This window comes from Rhizobium sp. BK316 (assembly GCF_014193695.1).
GTDB lineage: Bacteria > Pseudomonadota > Alphaproteobacteria > Rhizobiales > Rhizobiaceae > Rhizobium.
In genome coordinates this window covers 567,074-582,434 of the sequence record NZ_JACHZR010000002.1, presented here as the reverse complement: position 1 = coordinate 582,434, position 15,361 = coordinate 567,074, and the positions used below count along the sequence as shown (strand labels likewise).

Sequence of the window (15,361 nt, the reverse complement as noted above, 5' to 3'; positions counted from 1 at the left end):
ATCAGGCCCTCCTTTGAATAGGCGCACTCGGAGTGGGTACGCCGGCGGCGGCCTTGAGAGCACCGGCAAGATCGGCGAAGGCATCAAGCGATTCGCGATCTCCCGGAGATTGTTTCAGGACGTCATAGATGATCGGCACCTGCTTGACCGCCATGTCGAGATCGGGATCGGCGCCCGGACGGTAGCCGCCGATGAGACGCAGATCGCGCGTTTCCTCGAAGCGGTGGATCAGTACCTTAAGGCGGGAAACCAGCTTCTCCTGATCCGGAGTCCAGGCCTTGCGGGCAAGACGCGAGATGGATGCGAGCGGATCGATCGGCGGGTAGCGCCCCTCCTCCGCCAGGCTGCGCTGGAGAACGATATGGCCATCCAGAATACCGCGGGTGGAGTCGGCGATCGGATCGTTATGATTGTCGCCATCGACGAGGATGGAGATGATCGCGGTAATTGTGCCAGTCCCTTCCGCACCGGGACCGGCGCGCTCAAGGAGACGCGGCAGCTCGGTAAAGACGGAGGCCGGATAACCGCGGGCGATCGGCGGCTCGCCTGCCGCGGTCGCCACTTCACGAATCGCATGGGCGAAACGCGTCACGCTATCGACGATGAAAAGAACGTTTTCGCCCTTATCGCGGAAATGCTCGGCGATCGTGATTGCCGTCAGCGGCGCCATCTTGCGCAACATCGGGCTCTCGTCGCTGGTAGCGACGATCGCAATCGCCTTCTTCATGTTGCTGCCGAGCGTATCCTCGATGAATTCGCGGACTTCACGGCCGCGTTCGCCGACGAGCGCAATCACCACCTTGTCGAAAGCGTCGGCGCGGGCCAGCATCGACAGCAGCGTCGACTTGCCGACACCCGAGCCCGCGAAAATGCCGAGACGCTGGCCGAGGCAGAGCGGAGAGAAGATATCGATCGCGCGTACGCCGGTCTTGAATCCGTTTTCGACGCGCTGACGCGTCATCGAAGGCGGCGCAGCGTTTGAGATCGAACGGCGATCCAGGCCTTCGGCGATCGGGCCGAGACCGTCGATCGGCTCGCAGAGGGAATTGATGGTGCGGCCGCACCAGCTGTCCGACGGAGAGATACGGAAGGCACCCTTGCGGATGACGACGTCATGGATGCCGATCGGTTCGCCCGGTTCGATAGGGCAGACATAAACCAAATCCGGCTCCACCCTGACCACTTCGCCGAGATGGACGCCCGTCGCGGATTTATGCGCGACGAACTCGCCGAGGCGCACATGCCGGGAAAGGCCGCGCACGGTATAGTGGCCGGCGGCGATCGTGTGTACGCGACCGCCATGCGTCACCGAGAATTCTGGCGAGGCATAGCGTTTTGCCAGGTCGCCGAGATGCGTGAGCTTCGGCGAGAGTGCGTCCTCGGTCAACAGGGTGGTGTTCATGCTTCACACCCTGCCTTAGCGGCTGCCGCCCAGCGTCTGTACTGCTTCCTTGAAGGAGTCTTCGCTATCGCGCATCAGCGACGATACGCTTTCGAAGGCCCTGTTGACCTCGATAAGCTGTGTCATCTCATGCATCGCATTGACGTTGGAATTTTCGAGATAGCCCTGCTCGACGCCAACATTGAAACGGTCGACGACGGCGCGCGGCGGTTCGGTCGTCATGATGCCGCTGTTTTCGTAGCGGAGGTAACCCTTGTCGATATCGGCTTCGAAGAGGCCGAGTGAAGCGACCTGGCGGTCATTCTGATAGATGATGCCGTCCGTACCGACCTTCGGTTCGCCACCGGCGGCGTTGAGTACGATCGGCGCACCGCCTGCATCGAGAACCGGATAGCCGCGGGTGGAAACCAGTTCGCCGGTATCGCGTATCGTGAAGCGGCCATCCCTCGTCAGAACGCGGCCGGCCGGCGTGTCCAGAGAGAACCAGGCATCGCCTTTGATGGCGAAGTCGAGCATGTTGCCGGTGTGCTGCATTTCGCCATGGGTGGTGTCCAGATAGTCGTTGCCCTGGGAGACGAAGGCGACCTTGGTGTTCGTCTTGTTCTGGTTGTTCGCCATCATTTCATCGAACTTTACCTCGGTGCCGCGAAACCCGGTCGTGTTCACGTTGGCCATGTTGTCGGCGATCGTCGTCAGGCGTTTTTCGAGGGCCATCTGCGACGACAGGGAAACGTAAAGACCGGATTGCATGTCGGTAAGCTCCACATTGGCGATAAACGGGACGAAACACCGGGCTCCTTTTCGTTCGGCCACGGGTTCCGCTGAGCGGCATCTCAGACATGGGCGCGCATAGGCCCACTCGTCACGTTCAATATGAAGGCAAATCCTTGCGCGAAGCTGGCAGCGCAAACTAATGCGCGAAAGCCGCTTTCATCAGCCTCACGCAAGGCACAAACCCTATCCGTCGCAAAGAAAAGCAACGTTCAGATTGGGCTGACGATGAATATTATTATCGGATTTGTAGTTGTCTGCGGCTGTATCGTCGGTAGCTTCATGGCCATGGGCGGCGAAGTCGATGCTCTTTTTCAGCCCTTCGAATTTCTGATCATCGGCGGCGCCGGTCTTGGCAGCTTCATCATGGCGAACCCCATGAAGGTTGTGAAGGACTCCGGCAAGGCGCTCGGCGAGGCCTTCAAGCACGCCGTCCCCAAGGAGCGCAACTATCTCGATACGCTCGGCGTGCTCTATTCGCTGATGCGCGACCTGCGCACGAAGTCGCGCAACGAAATCGAAGCGCATATCGACAACCCGGCCGATTCGACGATCTTCCAGTCGGCCCCGACGGTTCTGAAGAACAAGGAACTGACGGCCTTCATCTGCGACTACGTGCGCCTGATCATCATCGGCAACGCCCGCTCCCACGAGATCGAGGCGCTGATGGACGAAGAAATCAACACCATCCTTCATGACAAGATGAAGCCCTACCATGCGATTCAGATCATGGGCGATTCGTTCCCTGCCATCGGTATCGTTGCGGCGGTTCTCGGCGTCATCAAGGCCATGGCGCACATCAACGACTCGCCGGAAGTGCTCGGTCACCTCATCGGTTCGGCACTCGTCGGCACATTCCTCGGCATTCTGCTTTCCTACTGCGTCTGCTCCCCCCTGGTCTCGCAGATCAAGGTCGTCCGCTCCAAGCAGCACCGCCTTTACGTTGTCGTCAAGCAGACCCTGCTTGCCTACATGAACGGCTCGGTGCCGCAGGTCGCCCTCGAATACGGCCGCAAGACGATCTCGGCGTATGAACGCCCGTCGATCGACGCAGTGGAGCAGGAAATGATGAACCCAGGTGGCGAAAACAAGGCAGCTTAAATGACTATGAGCAATGCTTCGCATGACAACCAGACAATGGATCCTGCCCTCCTTGCCAAATTGACCGGCGGTCTTGGCGACAAGGGCAGGGTTGCCAAGCTCTGCAGTTCCTTCGGCGACATCTACAGCGAGTTCTTTCCCGATGTCCTGAAAAGCGAAACCGGCCTCGATGTGACAGTCGGCTATCTCGGCTGCGAGATCGGCTACAAGAATCACCTGATCGACGATCTCAGCACCAACATGACGCTCGTCGATGCGACGCTGCGCAATTGGTCCCAAAACATCACCATCGGCTGTGGCAATGGTTTCATCATCACCCTGATGGAGCACCTGCTTGGCGCCACTGCCGAAACGATCGAGGAGCCGGCCGACCGGCTTCTCTCTGTTATCGAACTCGATCTCGCCGGCATGGTGTTCGACAAGATTGCCAAGGTACTACGTTCGGCCGTCAACGCGCCGGGCGGATTCGAGCCCAGTCTGTCGGCTCCCTTCGCACATGAGACCCGTGTGCGTCCGCCGGAAGATCGCACCGACGAATTTGCTGCTGCGATCAACATGTCGATCACGCTTGCCGGCATCGTTTCCGAATTCAGCCTGATCGTGCCGCAGACGGCGCTGCTCAAGACGACGGTTTCGGCCCCGAAGCCGAAGAAGCAGCCCAGCAAATCGCCCGAGTTCACCGAGCAGATCGGCGACCAGGTTCGCCGCTCGCACGTAACCCTCGAAGCGAAGATCCATCTGCAGGACCTGACATTGCGAACGATTTCCAAGCTGATGGCTGGCGATGTCATTCCTTTCCGCGACAGCGGCGACGTGCGTGTCGAAGTCAGCGCCAACAGCCGGGAATTGTATGTGTGCGAGTTCGGGCGTTCAGGCGACAACTACATGGTGCGCGTGAAAGACACCATGAATTCGGATGACGAGCTGATCCGGCACTTAATGAATTAATCGGTTCTCTCGCTCTCAGCGCCACAAAGGCAGTTTGAGGCAAGTTTCAACTGGAATAGTGATTTCATGGCTACGAAGAAGACACAGCAGAATAGTGACCTCTCCCTGGACATGCCGGGCAATGAAGCCGATCTGGATCAGGCTATCGACGACCTGCGCGGCGTGCTGAAGAAAGATTCGGATGGCGACCTTCCGCAGTTCGGCGACGACCTGCAGAATGATGCTTTCGCAGCTGGAACGGACCTCTCGCCATTCGGCGGTGATGCCGGCGAAACACCCTTCGGCGGTGCCGACTTCGCAGGAAGCGATTTCGGGGGTGACGATGCTGGCGGCACGGGTGCAGCAGGCTTTCCCGGCCTCGAGGCTGCGCCAAGCTTCGGCGGCAATTCCTTCCAGTCCGCTCCGGCACCGCTCGGCAGCGCGCTGAACTCGAATTTCGACCTGATCATGGATATTCCTATCGATGTCCAGATCGTGCTCGGGACGAGCCGCATGCAGGTTTCCGGCCTGATGAACCTCACTGAGGGTGCCACCATCGCGCTCGACAAGAAGATCGGCGAGCCGGTCGAAATAATGGTGAACGGCCGCAGGATTGCGCGCGGCGAGATTACGGTCCTTGATAACGACGACACGCGGTTCGGTGTAAAACTGATAGAAGTTTTGAGCACGAAAAAAGCCTGATCCCTGTGCGGGACGGAGAGGTTAGACCATGATGGACTTTGACGATTTCGGCGGCGCACTTGCCGGGAAACCGTTGACCCAGGCTGAAAAGGCGGCGGCAGTTCTTCTCGCTATGGGGAAGGGGGTCGCCGGCCGGCTGCTGAAATATTTCACGCAGGCCGAGTTGCAGACCATCATCGGATCTGCCCAGGCGCTTCGCGCCATCCCGCCGGACGAGCTTCTTCAGCTCGTCGGCGAATTCGAAGATCTCTTCACCGAAGGCGCCGGTCTGATGGACAACGCCAAGGCGATCGAAGCCATCCTCGAGGAAGGCCTGACGCCGGACGAAGTCGACAGCCTGCTCGGCCGCCGCACCGCCTTCCAGGCCTATGAGACCTCCATCTGGGACCGTCTCGCCGAGGCGGAACCTGCCTTCGTCGCCCAGTTCCTGTTGCGCGAGCATCCGCAGACCGTTGCTTATATTCTGTCCATGATGCCCTCGTCCTTCGGCGCGAAGGTGCTGCTACAGCTTCCCGACAACCGCCGCGCAGACATCATGAACCGCACGGTCAACATGAAGAGCGTCAGCCCGAAGGCCGCGCAGATCATTGAAAACCAGGTGATGACGCTGCTTGCCGAGGTCGACGCGGAACGCAACGCATCCGGCTCGACCAAGGTCGCCGACCTGATGAACGAAATGGACAAGCCGCAGGTCGACACGCTGCTCACCTCGCTCGAATCGATCAGCCGCGAAGCGGTCAACAAGGTCCGTCCGAAGATCTTCCTCTTCGAAGACCTCATGTTCATGCCGCAGCGCAGCCGCGTCATGCTGCTCAACGATATCTCGTCCGACGTTCTCACCGTCGCGCTGCGCGGCGCATCGGCCGAAATCCGCGAATCGGTCCTGTCAGCCATCAGTCCGCGCCAGCGCCGCATGATCGAATCGGATCTGCAAAGCGGCATGGCCGGCGTCAATCCGCGCGAAATCGCGATTGCCCGGCGCGCTGTCGCGCAGGAAGCGATTCGTCTGGCCAATGCCGGCCAGATCGAACTCAAGGAAAAGGAAGGCGGTCCGGCGGCCGCCTAAAGCCGTCGCAGTTGTTGACAAGACCGTTCGCCGGCAAGGCAGCGGTTGATCGGCAGCAGGCACAAGACTACCCTTCATGGAAACAGGCCGCACTCCAGCAGCGGCCTTTTTCTTTGACGGAGGGCCGCGCATTTGGCCGATGAAGACAAGGACAGCAAAACAGAAGCCCCGACCGCGAAAAAGCGGTCGGATGCCGCCGAAAAAGGTAATACCCCCCACTCGCGTGAAATCTCGATCTTCGCGACGATTCTGGCGACCTTCATCTATCTCGTCTTCTTCCTTCCAAACGCAACGTCACACATGGCCGAAACCCTGCGCGACATCTTTGAGCAGCCGGACCAGTGGAAGATCGAAACCGGGCCTGACGTCCTCTCGCTCTTTGCGAAGCTCGGCTGGGCCGTGGCTGCGTTTCTGGCCCCTGCCTTCATCATGTTCATGGTGTTCGGTATCGCCTCGTCCGTCTTTCAGAATCTGCCGACGCCGGTTCTCGAACGCATTCGTCCACAGGCCTCGCGTATTTCAGCGATCAAGGGATGGTCGCGGCTCTTCAGCCTCCAGGGCCTCGTCGAATTTGGTAAATCGCTCTTCAAGGTGGTCGTCGTCGGGGTGATTCTCTTCTTCGTCCTCAGAAGCGAATATTTCGGCTCGATCGATGCGATGTTCTCGGATCCGCAGACGATCATGGTTCGCATGATGACGGCGATGCGCAAGATCATCATCGTCATGCTGGTCGCCACCGCTATCGTCGCCATCGCCGACGTCTTCTGGACGCGGTATCATTGGTTCACCGAGCTGAAGATGACGAAGCACGAGGTGAAGGAAGAAAACAAGCAGTCGCAGGGCGACCCCTTCGTCAAGAGCAGGCAGCGCTCCGTCATGCGTGACCGCGCCCGCCGGCGCATGATCTCCAGCGTCCAGCGCGCCACCCTCGTCATCGCCAACCCGACCCACTATGCCGTGGCGCTGCGTTACGTACGCGAGGAAAACGATGCGCCGGTCGTCCTTGCCAAGGGCCAGGACCTTATTGCGTTGAAAATCAGGGAGATCGCCGAAGAGAACAACATCCCCGTGTTCGAGGATCCACCTCTCGCACGCTCCATGTTTGCGCAAGTCTCGGTGGATAGTGTCATACCGTCAGTCTTCTATAAGGCCGTCGCGGAACTCATTCATCGGGTTTACGCCGCGGAGGCCAAGAACAAACGGGTAAGATAAGTCGAATGAAAAAATGCCCCTACTCTGCCCAGCGTGAAAAAATCCTTGCAGAAGCGATCAGCCCGGTCGCAACCGAGCTCAGGCTTCTGGATGCATCCGATCTCATTTCTCTGCTGCGTTTCGAGTATTACGGCAATCTCGCCGACCTCGTCGCTTCCGCGGCGGAACTGTTTTTCCATCCTGGCACTGTCAACTTCGGCCTGGGTGGAAATTATACGCTGGAATGGGGTGGCAAGCCCGAAGTTGTGCTGGATCTCGAAATCAAGCCGCGCGGCGTGACCGTCTATGCGCAACTGACGCTGGCAGAAGACCACGCCGGCATCGAGATCAATCATATTTCCTTCCAGAACGCTTCCAGCGATCCGGACGCAAACACGGCTTTTCTCCAAAGGAGCCTGCACGAAGCGCGCTATATCGTGGCGAAGCCGCAGGCGCTCGCCGGCTAAAGCACTTTTTCCGCCTGGGAATATCAGGCCCGGTCCGCAAGGCACCGGGCCTTGCTGTGTCAGCTAATGTAACCCAAACGTATCGCCTTGGCGATCGCCTGGATGCGGTTGACCGAATCGAGCTTGATGGTTGCCGAGCCGAGATAGGCGTTCACCGTATGGACGGACAGGCCGAGCTTGTCGGCGATTTCTTCGCTGATACGACCATCACCAGCGAGCTGAAGGCAGGCGATCTCGCGCTCACTCAGTGCTTCGCTCGCCGCCGCACGCCGCTCATCGAGGGACAGCAGATCCATCATGACATTGCAGCACCGGCCGTGCAGCTCGATGATCGTATCGCTCTGAGGATCGATTTCATCGCCGGTGAAGAGCACGAAGCCGTTGCCGATGGCGCCGAGGCGCACCGGAAAAGCAAGACCGGAGAAAGGCACCATGCCATCTTTCAGCCTCACCATGAAAGGTGAGAAGTCGGCAGGGCCTGGAGCCGCGCTGTCGTGGCTCCCGGCCCAGAACAACGGCAACAGCGAACGATCGATATGGTCGAGCAGCGCCTCGCCATAGGCATCGATGAAGGCCTTGCCGAAGCCGGCATTCGAGGGACCCCAGTTCTCCAGCTCGCAGATCAGTCGCTGCTTTGCCGGCACACCGGAGCCGCTGACACGAAAGACGGCGAAACCCTGCGTATCCGCGAGCTTCTGCATGGCAATCAGGCGCGGGAAAAGGTCAGACCGGCTGGAAATCCTGTTCACACGTACCATGCGCATCTGGTCCGTATTGCTTATCACCCTGCCTGGTTGATGCCCCATAATTCCCCTCAAACGAGATTGTTGCGAACGGCGAAGGCTATCGCCTCGGAACGAGTCTTCGTTGCAGTCTTCCGCATCACACTGGTGATGTAATTATTGATGGTATTCCGGGAGATGCCGAGGATCATGGCGATCTCGTCGCTCGTCTTGCCTTCCGCAATCCAGAAGAGGCATTCCAACTCTCGGTCCGTCAGTTCGAAATCGCGATCGACCTTCGTGCCCCCGCACCGAAGGAAGCTTGCGAAATAGCCCGCCAGGAGGCCTACGTCCCGAAGACGTTCCGGCGACAGAACGACGCCTTCCCTGAACAGGAACATCAGCACCAACCGAGAGCGGCCGACATTGAGGGTCAGAGAGCAATATTGCCGGCTGGCGCCATGCGGCACGTCGGCGCTCTCCGGCAGAAGCGCAAAGCCCGGTTGCAATACCTGCATGCACTTCTCGAACTCCGTCGAGCGCGCATAACCGGCAACCAGGTCATTGGCGACATCCTTCACCAGATCGAAGGGCCAGTCAGACGAAACGATAAAGTCCAGACCGCTTTCCTGGATGAGGTCGCAGCGCGCCATCAGATAATGCATGGCACCGACATAGTCGGTCAGCGCCCGCAGGCCGGCCTGCAGCTTGCCGGTCTCAGCAATGACGCGCAGGCGATCGATCAGTTCGTCGCGCGGCTGAAGATCCGGCACATTGGCGCCTAGGAAGTTCGCCATCTGCTTCTCGCCTTTATTCGCCTGAAATATGTCCATATCCATTGGCAGTGACCTGCGGCTGAGAAACTGTCGGTTCTCGCAAAGAAGTTCTGTTTTTGTGAAAGGGATTCAAACACATGCCCCACACGAATCCCACTTCGAATCACTTGAGGGTAAGCCAACCATCGTAAATCACCATCTCCGACTTCTGGGGATTTACTTTTGCGACTTTCCATGCAGTGATTCGATCACCACTCCACTCTCGCGAAGATATATAAACTAGGATGATTCTGGCATTGGCCGCAACGTTCCTCGCCTTATGCGCGAGTGACGCTGAGCGGAATTATCGATCTGAATGACGTAATTGTCACAGTTCCGACCGGGGGCGTGCCGCAATCGAATGCCCGGCGAAAGCAAATCTCAAACGCACAAAAGCAACGAACTATTGTTCTACTGTAGAAATACTCATGTCGCCCACCCTATGCAAGGCTTGAGCCTCATGCGAACGACGCCATCCCGCTGCCCGGCGATCTCTACATCCGAATTCTCTGTCATAGAGAAACCGACTCTTTAAGAGCCGGCTGCGATCATGGGTCACGTTCTTGTTACCGATTGATGTATCCACAGCTAAGAAAAGAAAAGGCCGGTTTCCCGGCCTTTTCATCATGCTGCTTCGTCGATCGCCCATTTCCTGAGGATCTTCGCGGCGCGCTCCTCGTTGATCTCCACCATGCGAGCAAGCTTGCGTTCCGGACCTTCCTTGACCCGGCGGTTGAAGTTGCCGTCATCGTCGCCGAGGCTGAGCAGATCCTCGGTGCTGTCGAAGCCGAAGTCGGAGCCGAAGCCATCCATGAGCGCGCCGCCCGAAGAAGCGCCCGCCGGCGCGAAGTCCGGCAGTTCCAAACCAGCCGATTCGGGAGTGGCGTCGCCGAGCACTGCGGAGGAGGAGCCCGAGCCGTTGACGGTGCGGATGAGGGGGCGCACGCCCAGCCAGACCACCACGAAGGCAACTGCAACGAAGGCCAACGAGTTGATGATACCGGCGAGGTTGCGGCTCAGAATATCCATGACATGGACGCCGCCATTCGCATCGTCGAGAAGCTGGTTCTCAAGGAAGTCCATCGCCGTGACGGTAACCACATCGCCGCGATTCGTGTCGAGACCAGCGGCCGAAGTAACGATCTTCTGCATTTCAGCGAGGTAGGCGTCGATCTTGGCCTGGTCAGCCGGTTCGCCGACCATCTTGGCGATGCGGCCCTTGTTGACGACGACGGCGACCGAGAGCTTTTCGACCCGGTATGCGCTGCGCGTCGTGGCCGTGGTCTTGCTGTTGATTTCGTAGTTGGTCTGCTCTTCGCGCTTGTCGGACTTGTCCTCAGACTGCGGACCATTGGCGCCACCGGCATCAGGTGCTGCTTGTGGAATGTTCTGCTCGACCGTCGTCGCATTGTCAGACTGACGCTGCTGGGACTGGGCGTTTTCCTTCGTGGAGCGGACCGAGCGCTCGACTTTGGATTCCGGATCGTAGGTAGTTTCCTGGATCTGCTGGGCGTCTGTGTTGAGGTTGGCCGTTACGCTGGAGCGGAAGTTATCCATGCCGAGGAAGGGTGCGAGCGCCTTGTCGATATTCGATTCGACTTCCTGCTGGACGTTCTGGACGATACTGAGCGAGCGGTTCAGCATACTGTTGCTGGCTTCGTCGCCGGAAGCAAGAAGCTGGCCGGCGGAATCGAGGATCGTCACGTCATCGACATCAAGCCCCGGCACGGCCGAGGCGACGAGGTGACGGATCGAGGTGGCGGCGTTTCGCCCCGTCGCGGCACTGGCGCGAATCATGACGGATGCCGTCGGCTTTTGTTCGGCCTTACGGAAATTGCCGACCTCGGGCATGACGATGTGGACACGTGCGGCGGTGATGCCGGAGATCGACTGAATGGTGCGGCCGACTTCACCTTCGAGAGCACGGACGCGGGTCACTTCCTGCATGAAGGAGGTGAGGCCGAGCGAACCGACATTGTCGAAGAGCTCGTAACCGGCGTTAGCGCTGTTCGGCAGGCCGCGTTCGGCAAGCAACAGGCGGGCCTTGCCCGTCATGCCGGCCGGTACGGTGATGCTTGAACCGTCTGTTCCGACCTGAAAATCGATGTTGCTTTCGGCGAGCGCCATGCTGATCTGGTTGAGATCGGGCGTCTCCAGGCCGACATAAAGCGTTTCCTGGGCCGGTTTGTTGACGAAAATGGCCGCCGCCAGGATGATTGCGATGGAAGCGGCGCCGACCCCACCAAGGATCATCAAACGCGTCCGCCCAAGCGAACCAAAGTTCTTAATAATCTGAACTAATTGATTTAACAGATTCATTCTGTTCTCGCACGATCCGTCAAAGACAAAGCAGGCTTATTGCCTCATTTGACGAATAGACGCCGAAACTTGTGCGAGCGTTTCGTTCGGCGCATGCGGGAATGAATTGCGATGCTAGAAGAAATCGAAGTCGCCGGCCGCCTTGCTGAGCGGCTGGGAGTGGCCGTGACGGGTACCGCCACCGAGAGCTTTCTGCATTTCGGCAAGCTTGACGAGGCTGAGTGCGGTGGCGACATCGATCGACCAGTTCTGCGGAATTTCACCGGTGATGGTGTCGATGAATTCAGCGAGACCCCGCGATTTCTGTACGGCGAGATCGATGCCCTGCATCACCTTCATGCTGTCAGGGGAATTCAGGATTTCCGAGCCGCCCAGTTCGATCAGCTGGGGTTCGATCCGCTCCATCAGGTAGGCCACGTCGTGAAGCTCGGAGACAATGCGCATCAATACGTCGCTTAGCGCCTCTACCGGCGATGGCGGCTCGATTATCGGTGTAAAAGTCATATAAAATCCTCGCCATTAAAAGAATTCGATACTGGTCTCGGCGGGCTTCTGCGGAGCGGCGGGACGCTGCTCGAGAGCGACAGTTCTCTGGGTTTCGGCACCGGTCAGGGGGTATTGCCGGGCACGGCCGGACACCGGCCAATATTCGATCTTTCGTCCATGCTCACCGCCTGTGCTGGAGCTGACCACCGGAATGCCTTCATCCCGAAGGAACTGCATGGCGAAGGCTGCGTTCTGCTCGCCGACATTCGAGAATGTCGAGATCGTCTTCGCTCCTCCGAATATCTTGGCCTCCAGCCGGTCGCGCCGCGCGCCCTTTTTCAGGAGGCCGTTGATCAGCAGTTCCATGAGATGCACGCCGTAGCGCGTGGCATCGCCGCCGGTCATCGGGGTGTTGCCTGTCCCCGGCAGCAGGAAGTGGTTCATGCCGCCGACACCTGCGACGGGATCTCTGAGGCAGGCTGCCACGCACGAACCAAGGATGGTCGAAAGCACCGCATCCGGGTCGCTCAAGACCTTGTATTCACCCTGAATGATGTGCACGCGGCGGGCCGCACCCTCAGTGATCATTTCAGGGCTCCAAACACGGCTTCGATAGCCGCTTTCATCTTTTCGATGGTGAAGGGCTTCGCCAGAACGTTGTTTGCGCCGAGCTGGGCAGCTTTCGTCACCAGCGCACGGTCGCCCTGTGCGGTGAGGATGATGAAGGCCGCCTTTTTGGTGTTCGGATTGCTGCGCACGGCCTGCAGGAAGCCGATGCCGTCCATCTTCGGCATATTGAAATCCGAGATCACGAGGTGGTGGGGCTGCTCCGTCATGATCTTCATACCCTGCTCGCCGTCACCGGCAGCGGTGATCTGCTTGAAGCCGAGCTGCGTCAGTGCGTCGCTGAGCAGCAGGCGGCTGGTCACCTGATCGTCAACGATCAGAACTTTGATTTTCTCCGCGATCGACATTATTCGGTCCCTTCCTTTCGGGCGGCTGTCATTTTCAATATTTCCTCGCCGATGGCAGCCAGCGGAAGCTGCTGCTCAACTGCGCCAAGTTCGTAGGCAACTCTTGGCATTCCGTAAACAACGCAGGTTTTTTCGTTCTGACCGAGCGTTCTTGCCCCTGCGTGTCGCATTTTCAACAACCCGGCAGCCCCATCGCGACCCATGCCGGTGAGGATCACACCGACGGCATTGCGCCCGGCGAGTTCGGCAACCGAATCGAAGAGCACATCGACCGACGGGCGATGGCCATTGACCGGCCCCCGCTCGACCAATCGGCAGCAGGGCGCCGATGTATTCGAAACCTGCAGATGGCGCTCACCACCGGGCGCGAGGTAGACCTTGCCGATTTCCAGACGGGCGCCGTCGGTCGCTTCCTCCACGACCGGCGCACAGAGCCGGTTCAGCCGTTCGGCAAAGCTCCTGGTGAAGGTCGGCGGCATATGCTGGGTAATGACGGTCGGCGGGCAATTCGCCGGGAATTTCTGCAGCACGGCGATCAGGGCTTCCACGCCACCGGTCGAAGAACCGATCGCCACGATCTTGCGGCCGACGCGGAAGTCGGCGACTGCGGGTGGCGGCGTGACGGCAGCGGGCTTGGCCGGTTGGGCGAAGTTGCGCTGCGTGCGGGCGGCAGCCTTTACCTTCTCGGCAAGATCGCCGAAGGGGCGCGGCTCGCCCGGCTGCGGCTTGCCGACGCAATCGAAGGCACCGATTTCGAGAGCTGCAAGTGTCGCCTCCGCGCCGCGATGCGTCATGGTCGAGACCATGATCACCGGCATGGGCCGCAGGCGCATGATCTTTTCGAGGAAGTCGAGGCCGTTCATGTTCGGCATCTCGATATCCAGGGTGAGGACATCGGGGTTCAGCCGCTTGATCGCCTCGCGCGCCTCCAGGGCGTCGCCGGCCTGGCCTATGACGTTGACTTCGGGATCCGAACTCAGGACGGCCGCAATCAGGCCGCGCATGGTCGGCGAGTCGTCAACAACGAGTACTCTTGCCGGAGCGCTCATGCCTTCCTCCCGAGACCTTTGGTCGTATAGCGGTAGGTGGTGATACCGATATTGTCGAAGACGTGCTTGGCCTCGCCCGAGACGCGCTCGGAGTGGCCGATATAGAGATGGCCGCCCTCCGGCAGCAGGCCGGCGAAGCGCTGCCAGATCTTGATCTGCGTCGGCTCGTCGAAGTAGATGACGACATTGCGACAGAAGATGACGTCGAACTTGCCCTTGAATGGCCATTGGGCCATCAGGTTCAGCTCGTTGTAAGTGATGATGCGCTTCACGCGGTCGTCGACCTGGAACTTGCGGCGTCCCTGAATCTCGACCTCGGTAAACCATTGCTTACGCATGGCAGGCGAGACGGTTTCCAGCGCGTTCTCGTCGTAAGCGCCGGCCCGGGCGATTGCGAGGATCTTCGGATCGATATCGGTCGCGAGAATCTTGAAGTCGTAGTCGGCAACGTTCGGCATCATTGACAGAACGGTCAATGCGATCGAATAGGGCTCCTGCCCATCCGAGGACGCAGCCGACCAGATCCGGACACGGCCGCCGGCGCGCGCCCGGTTCAGAAGATCGGGCAGCACATGGTCGCGCAAGTGCTCGAAATGATGGTTTTCGCGGAAGAAGCGCGTGAAGTTCGTCGTCAGGTGCGACAGCATCTCGCGCCGGGCGGCAGCACCTGCCGGCGAGGCGACAAGCTCGCAATATTCGCGAAACCCTGAAAGGCCAAGGTTGCGGATGTGCTTCGACAGACGCGAATAGACCAGCGAGGCTTTCGTCTCGTTGAGATAGATTCCGGCATCCGCATAGATCATGGCGGCGATTTCCGAGAGGTCGCGGCGTGTCAGCGGGTATTCCCCGCTCGCCAGCACCTCATCGGTCGACTGCCTCTGATCTTTTACGCCCAGTACATTCATGCGGCTTCGCTTTCGGTCTCGGGGAATAGGGCTTCGAGTTCGATCAGGCAGATCATTCGCTTATCGATGGCGAGAATTCCCCGAGCGAACTGGCGCTCGAGGTCGGAGGAGACCTCGGGCGTCGGCTGGATATCGTCATCGGTGACGGTCAGAATGTCGGACACCGCGTCGACCAGGAGACCCACCACCTTGCGACGGACCTGGGCGACGATGATGACGTGGCGGGCACTCGGATCGGTCGGCTTCATGCCAAGTCGGCCCGACAGATCGACGATCGGCAACACCGCACCACGCAGGTTGATCACGCCTATCATATGGGATGGCGAATGCGGCATCGCGGTTGCCGGGGTCCAGCCCCGGATCTCGCGAACCGACATGATGTTCACGCAGAATTCCTGATCGCCAACACGAAATGCGATGAGTTCGCTTCCGCCCAGGGTCAGATTTTTTGCCGTGTACGACAT

General features: G+C 59.3%; 17 protein-coding genes. 6 read left to right on the top strand and 11 right to left on the bottom strand.

The features are described from left to right. Position 1: 1 nt before the first annotated feature. Both fliI and flgF read right to left on the bottom strand, forming a co-directional pair. Positions 2–1,402 carry a flagellar protein export ATPase FliI gene (fliI, locus tag FHT87_RS11405; RefSeq protein WP_183728553.1) on the bottom strand — a complete coding sequence of 467 codons (1,401 nt, stop codon included), beginning with the start codon at positions 1,400–1,402 and terminating at the stop codon, positions 2–4. Positions 1,403–1,417: 15 nt separating this feature from the next. After that, complete coding sequence (gene flgF, locus FHT87_RS11400) at positions 1,418–2,152, bottom strand: flagellar basal-body rod protein FlgF (protein WP_183728551.1); 735 nt, start codon at positions 2,150–2,152, stop codon at positions 1,418–1,420. Positions 2,153–2,401: 249 nt separating this feature from the next. On the opposite strand from flgF, the gene motA reads away from it, so the two are divergent. The 6 genes from motA to FHT87_RS11370 all read left to right on the top strand — a co-directional run bounded on the left by motA (position 2,402) and on the right by FHT87_RS11370 (position 7,627). Next, the gene (gene motA, locus FHT87_RS11395) at positions 2,402–3,274 is read left to right on the top strand and encodes a flagellar motor stator protein MotA (protein ID WP_183728548.1); all 873 of its coding nucleotides are present in this window, start codon (positions 2,402–2,404) and stop codon (positions 3,272–3,274) included. After that, positions 3,275–4,222, top strand: coding sequence for a FliM/FliN family flagellar motor switch protein (locus FHT87_RS11390; RefSeq protein WP_183801867.1), 948 nt, complete (start codon positions 3,275–3,277; stop codon positions 4,220–4,222). A 66-nt stretch (positions 4,223–4,288) separates the two neighbouring features. Then, positions 4,289–4,903, top strand: a complete 615-nt coding sequence (fliN, locus tag FHT87_RS11385) for a flagellar motor switch protein FliN (RefSeq protein ID WP_183728541.1) — start codon at positions 4,289–4,291, stop codon at positions 4,901–4,903. 28 nt (positions 4,904–4,931) lie between these two features. After that, entirely contained in the window at positions 4,932–5,969 is a 1,038-nt protein-coding gene (fliG, locus tag FHT87_RS11380; RefSeq protein WP_183728538.1) for a flagellar motor switch protein FliG, read from the top strand. A 132-nt stretch (positions 5,970–6,101) separates the two neighbouring features. Beyond that, the gene (gene flhB, locus FHT87_RS11375) at positions 6,102–7,181 is read left to right on the top strand and encodes a flagellar biosynthesis protein FlhB (RefSeq protein WP_183728535.1); all 1,080 of its coding nucleotides are present in this window, start codon (positions 6,102–6,104) and stop codon (positions 7,179–7,181) included. Positions 7,182–7,186: 5 nt separating this feature from the next. Then, on the top strand, positions 7,187–7,627 hold the full coding sequence (locus tag FHT87_RS11370) for a hypothetical protein (RefSeq protein ID WP_112541535.1): 441 nt from the start codon (positions 7,187–7,189) through the stop codon (positions 7,625–7,627). 59 nt (positions 7,628–7,686) lie between these two features. Here FHT87_RS11370 and FHT87_RS11365 read toward each other — a convergent pair whose 3' ends face one another. The 9 genes from FHT87_RS11365 to FHT87_RS11325 form a co-directional block, all read right to left on the bottom strand. Next, entirely contained in the window at positions 7,687–8,433 is a 747-nt protein-coding gene (locus tag FHT87_RS11365; protein WP_183728532.1) for a helix-turn-helix transcriptional regulator, read from the bottom strand. 8 nt (positions 8,434–8,441) lie between these two features. Next, positions 8,442–9,188 carry a helix-turn-helix transcriptional regulator gene (locus FHT87_RS11360; RefSeq protein WP_183728530.1) on the bottom strand — a complete coding sequence of 249 codons (747 nt, stop codon included), beginning with the start codon at positions 9,186–9,188 and terminating at the stop codon, positions 8,442–8,444. 600 nt (positions 9,189–9,788) lie between these two features. Further along, a complete protein-coding gene (gene fliF / locus FHT87_RS11355; RefSeq protein ID WP_183728527.1) occupies positions 9,789–11,483 on the bottom strand; it encodes a flagellar basal-body MS-ring/collar protein FliF in 1,695 nt (564 codons plus the stop codon). Between the two features lie 114 nt (positions 11,484–11,597). Then, positions 11,598–11,987, bottom strand: coding sequence for a hypothetical protein (locus FHT87_RS11350; protein WP_183728524.1), 390 nt, complete (start codon positions 11,985–11,987; stop codon positions 11,598–11,600). 15 nt (positions 11,988–12,002) lie between these two features. Further along, the gene (gene cheD, locus FHT87_RS11345) at positions 12,003–12,557 is read right to left on the bottom strand and encodes a chemoreceptor glutamine deamidase CheD (RefSeq protein ID WP_112541540.1); all 555 of its coding nucleotides are present in this window, start codon (positions 12,555–12,557) and stop codon (positions 12,003–12,005) included. Continuing rightward, entirely contained in the window at positions 12,554–12,943 is a 390-nt protein-coding gene (locus FHT87_RS11340; protein WP_183728521.1) for a response regulator, read from the bottom strand. Before FHT87_RS11340 ends, cheD begins: the two co-directional genes overlap by 4 nt. Beyond that, positions 12,943–13,992 (bottom strand): protein-glutamate O-methylesterase CheB, encoded by a 1,050-nt coding sequence (cheB, locus tag FHT87_RS11335; protein ID WP_183728518.1) that lies wholly within the window; start codon positions 13,990–13,992, stop codon positions 12,943–12,945. The genes FHT87_RS11340 and cheB overlap by 1 nt, the downstream gene beginning before the upstream one ends. Next, the gene (gene cheR, locus FHT87_RS11330) at positions 13,989–14,897 is read right to left on the bottom strand and encodes a protein-glutamate O-methyltransferase CheR (protein WP_183728516.1); all 909 of its coding nucleotides are present in this window, start codon (positions 14,895–14,897) and stop codon (positions 13,989–13,991) included. Before cheR ends, cheB begins: the two co-directional genes overlap by 4 nt. Further along, positions 14,894–15,361: a chemotaxis protein CheW gene (locus FHT87_RS11325; protein WP_183728513.1), complete on the bottom strand. Its 468-nt coding sequence runs from the start codon at positions 15,359–15,361 to the stop codon at positions 14,894–14,896. Before FHT87_RS11325 ends, cheR begins: the two co-directional genes overlap by 4 nt.

Bases quoted from the DNA above. Each gene is read 5' to 3' on its own strand.
- motA (WP_183728548.1), top strand. From the start codon at position 2,402: ATGAATATTATTATCGGATTTGTAGTTGTCTGCGGCTGTATCGTCGGT.
- fliN (WP_183728541.1), top strand. From the start codon at position 4,289: ATGGCTACGAAGAAGACACAGCAGAATAGTGACCTCTCCCTGGACATG.
- fliF (WP_183728527.1), bottom strand. From the start codon at position 11,483: ATGAATCTGTTAAATCAATTAGTTCAGATTATTAAGAACTTTGGTTCG.
- FHT87_RS11360 (WP_183728530.1), bottom strand. From the start codon at position 9,188: ATGGATATGGACATATTTCAGGCGAATAAAGGCGAGAAGCAGATGGCG.
- flgF (WP_183728551.1), bottom strand. From the start codon at position 2,152: ATGCAATCCGGTCTTTACGTTTCCCTGTCGTCGCAGATGGCCCTCGAA.
- fliG (WP_183728538.1), top strand. From the start codon at position 4,932: ATGATGGACTTTGACGATTTCGGCGGCGCACTTGCCGGGAAACCGTTG.
- FHT87_RS11365 (WP_183728532.1), bottom strand. From the start codon at position 8,433: ATGGGGCATCAACCAGGCAGGGTGATAAGCAATACGGACCAGATGCGC.
- FHT87_RS11350 (WP_183728524.1), bottom strand. From the start codon at position 11,987: ATGACTTTTACACCGATAATCGAGCCGCCATCGCCGGTAGAGGCGCTA.
- cheD (WP_112541540.1), bottom strand. From the start codon at position 12,557: ATGATCACTGAGGGTGCGGCCCGCCGCGTGCACATCATTCAGGGTGAA.
- FHT87_RS11340 (WP_183728521.1), bottom strand. From the start codon at position 12,943: ATGTCGATCGCGGAGAAAATCAAAGTTCTGATCGTTGACGATCAGGTG.
- FHT87_RS11390 (WP_183801867.1), top strand. From the start codon at position 3,275: ATGACTATGAGCAATGCTTCGCATGACAACCAGACAATGGATCCTGCC.
- fliI (WP_183728553.1), bottom strand. From the start codon at position 1,402: ATGAACACCACCCTGTTGACCGAGGACGCACTCTCGCCGAAGCTCACG.
- FHT87_RS11370 (WP_112541535.1), top strand. From the start codon at position 7,187: ATGAAAAAATGCCCCTACTCTGCCCAGCGTGAAAAAATCCTTGCAGAA.
- cheB (WP_183728518.1), bottom strand. From the start codon at position 13,992: ATGAGCGCTCCGGCAAGAGTACTCGTTGTTGACGACTCGCCGACCATG.
- FHT87_RS11325 (WP_183728513.1), bottom strand. From the start codon at position 15,361: ATGTCGTACACGGCAAAAAATCTGACCCTGGGCGGAAGCGAACTCATC.
- cheR (WP_183728516.1), bottom strand. From the start codon at position 14,897: ATGAATGTACTGGGCGTAAAAGATCAGAGGCAGTCGACCGATGAGGTG.